At 35.7% G+C, this 3,311-nt stretch carries 3 protein-coding genes and 2 pseudogenes; 4 read left to right on the forward strand and 1 reads right to left on the reverse strand.

Going from position 1 to position 3,311, the window contains the following annotated elements; genetic code table 11:
• Positions 1–320 precede the first annotated feature (320 nt).
• The 4 genes and pseudogenes from A5875_RS15305 to A5875_RS24165 all read left to right on the forward strand — a co-directional run.
• Positions 321–629 carry a DUF960 family protein gene (locus A5875_RS15305; RefSeq protein ID WP_088934383.1) on the forward strand — a complete coding sequence of 103 codons (309 nt, stop codon included), beginning with the start codon at positions 321–323 and terminating at the stop codon, positions 627–629.
• Between the two features lie 61 nt (positions 630–690).
• On the forward strand, positions 691–1,164 hold the full coding sequence (locus A5875_RS15310; RefSeq protein ID WP_088934384.1) for a JAB domain-containing protein: 474 nt from the start codon (positions 691–693) through the stop codon (positions 1,162–1,164).
• A gap of 58 nt (positions 1,165–1,222) precedes the next feature.
• Positions 1,223–1,525 (forward strand): 4'-phosphopantetheinyl transferase, encoded by a 303-nt coding sequence (locus A5875_RS15315; protein ID WP_088934385.1) that lies wholly within the window; start codon positions 1,223–1,225, stop codon positions 1,523–1,525.
• Between the two features lie 303 nt (positions 1,526–1,828).
• A pseudogene (locus tag A5875_RS24165) lies at positions 1,829–2,212 on the forward strand (DUF1643 domain-containing protein); the annotation flags it as partial.
• 632 nt (positions 2,213–2,844) lie between these two features.
• On the opposite strand, the pseudogene A5875_RS15325 reads toward A5875_RS24165, so the two are convergent.
• A pseudogene (locus A5875_RS15325) lies at positions 2,845–3,311 on the reverse strand (hypothetical protein); the annotation flags it as partial.

Below are 3,311 nucleotides of genomic sequence, written 5' to 3' on the forward strand. Positions count from 1 at the left end.
ATTCAGTAGTGTGGAAGGATTGCACGAGTCATTTTCTATGAGAAAAAATCAATCTTCAAGAAGAAAATTGTCTTTACAAAAAATAAATTTGAGTATGCCTTCCTCTGCTTGTTTTTTAGTTCATGTGTATTGAATGTAACATAACCTAATGCACACTGGACTTAAGTTACATTGGTCAAAATGAACGATGCATCTTGAAGTAATACTTTACGGACAGCACTTTGAAATAACTGTATTTACAAATATATATTATTATCATGAAGCCCAATCATCTTAATCGATGATTGGGCTATTTTTATGTTTAGAAGGAGGAATAGCCAATGTTCGATACACAAGAAAATCGCTATATCACGAAAGGAGTAAATGAACAAGTCCCGAAAGAAATTCAGTTGCGCTGTTGGCATTTGATTGACGAGAAGGTGAAGCAATCAGAGATTCAAATGGATTACCTACAAATTTTTGAGTTCAATCGATATGATCAACGAAGGACCATTAACATCACTCACCGACAAGAGGAACCGTTCTTCATCGACTATCACGAATGCCGAATAACAAAAGAATTAATAAATTTCCAAGTAAAGAAATTATGGGTTATTGAGCATACAATGTTATTACCAGAGGAATACTAGAATAAAAGACTCAGACTATAAGTAGGAAAGCATAAAAAGTAATAGAAAGAAGGTCTTCACAATGAGGAACAAAGTAGAGCCAAAGAAACGCGTAACTATCGTTTCCTTACAGATGGTGAAAGAGTCATCCGTACTCTATGCAGGTAGGAAATGTAATAGTCCACAAGCCTTGTATCAGTTATTCGCACCGTTTATTGAAAACAAGGATAGAGAACATTTAGTCATGGCGGGATTAAATCAAAAGCTAGAACCCACAATTATCCAAACGATCCATATTGGTACGATCAATCAATCGTTAGCTTATCCACGAGATATATTGAAAGCCGCGCTGTTATCGAATAGCGTTTCAATTTGTATCGCCCATAATCATCCTTCGGGAGATGAAACCGCCTCGTTAGCAGATATTCAACTGACAGCGCGATTAGAAAAAGCAGCGAAACTACTACAGATTAAGCTACAAGATCATCTTATTATTGGTTCCACTGGAAAGTTTTTATCCATGCGAGCAGAAGGACATATTAATGAAGATAACTAATCTCAACGGCTATTACAGGTCGTTGGGGTTTTTATTTTGTAGAAAGGAATGAATAGAAATGATGGATGAAGCAATGAACATACTTAATGAACAGCTTGGAATTGAAACAGGTGAAACTGATTGGAGTTTTGAATCTGTCACTGCTGAACGTGAAGAGTTAGATCCAGCAATCATTAAATCAGCTGACACTGACTTACCTACACTAGTACTAACTCATTTGTACTTGTATGTAGATCAAAGATCGGGAAAAGACTATGTGGTGTACTTCATCACGGATACTACTAGTAGTAGAGAATTTACTCAAGGCTTACTAGTAGAAGGAAAACTTCACTGGTATTCAAATGGTGAAACTCATGATTAGTCCGGAAATATGGAAAACGATAGCCGAATGTCTACAGGACATCTTATTAGCGCTTGAGAAAAATGAAAGGATTGAAACGAATGAAGAAAATGAAATGGTTCAAATTGATTGCGAAAATCGCAACAGCAGTGATAGTGACATTGATTAACGCACAAATTATTTAAGAAGGGAGAAAGATGAATGATTAAAAAAGAAGTTATTACGATTAATACGGAATCATGGAGATCAGAGGACTAAACGCATCGCTATGTTTTACGGAAACAGTGGTATGAAGGTCTCAAAGAAGAGAAATCAGGAAAATTAGCGCTGGTTATTACTATTCGTCCGACCAGTACATCCGCGTTTGTAGAAGATATGACGAGCATGTTCATTGAAAAGAATATCCGACAATTAGGATTCACTGGCTTTATTGCCGTGAATCTTTTTTCATCTATCCACGCGACCAACAAAGCAACTTATTTAAAAGGAACAAATGAAAATACGCTAGAGGTAATTTCTACTGTTGTAAAAGAAAAACGCATCAGCCAGATTATTTTTGCCTGTGGGTCCATTGTCGAAACCAATTTACTAACGGAAAAGCAAAAGAAGGCAACGAAGATGTTAGTTAATCCCAATACAGGAAAACCCGCACACCCCTTTGAATGTTTATGTGAGGAAGGAGTGGAGCAACTTTTCCCGTCAGAATAATCGTAGACATTTCCAAGTGGAATGTTCTTCGTTTTGTCACAAGATAAATCTTTTCATATATCTACACCTAAATTTAGAAGACGCATTGAGGATGGTTGCTAATGGAGAGGATAACTCAATTGATTTCATTTAAAACGGCAAATCTATTAGATGGTGAGTAAAAGAAACTAGCAGTAGGCTGATTCTATAAAACCACCGACTCAAAGGTCGGTGGTTAAGATCATTTTTATACCCTAACTTTCATTAGTCGTTCGAATAATTGCTGAGCCTCGTTATCACCACTTCATCCTGCAAATCTCCCAAATCCCGCATACTTTGGTGCAGCAAAGGTAACTGACAAGATATTGAGAACATTTCCATTGCTAAATCTTCGTCATTCTCTACAAAACACTTTAGTTTTTTTGCCAAAGCTACAACGGCACTCATATCAAGAACATATAATAAAAAAGCCCCTAGATAATGGTATCTGACAAAAAATGTCAGTGAATCCTATTATCTAGGGTCTTTTTGGTGCGTGCTCAAACAAATAAAGTGTAATTATGGGTGATACTTTATTCTGCTTTTACAAAATCAATGTTTACAAAGCGGCTGCCATTTTTAATAGTTAAACTGATCGATTGTAAATAAAACTATTACAGATCCTCTTTGACTTTTATCCATGTCTGCTTCAAAACTTTTTTTAAATTACCATTAAGTAATGGTACGCCCATACTATTTAAAAGGTCGTCAAGATAATCAATCCTCGCATCTACATCGTCAATATCATTATTGAAAAAAGAAGGATTAAACCAAATGTTTAAGAGCAGTGGAAGCACTTCAGCAGTGTAAATTGGTGAAGCTACTTTCATTGAGCCGTCAGCATTTCCCTTTAGTATTAATTGATGATACACCGGAATTGCATCTGAGGATAATTGATTCAGAAAAAGTGTTAAAAACTCCGGACTAGACATTAATTTGTAAAATAATTGGCCTCTTGAACTATTACGAATTGCTTTATGTTCCTCATACAATATCTTTCTAATTTTCTCAATTGTATTCAGATTTTTGTCCTCAAGAATGTCATTCATAGGTAAGCTATCTTTAAATAAAAATTCGGGCA

The organism is Enterococcus sp. 3H8_DIV0648, assembly GCF_002140655.1.
GTDB lineage: Bacteria > Bacillota > Bacilli > Lactobacillales > Enterococcaceae > Enterococcus_A > Enterococcus_A hulanensis.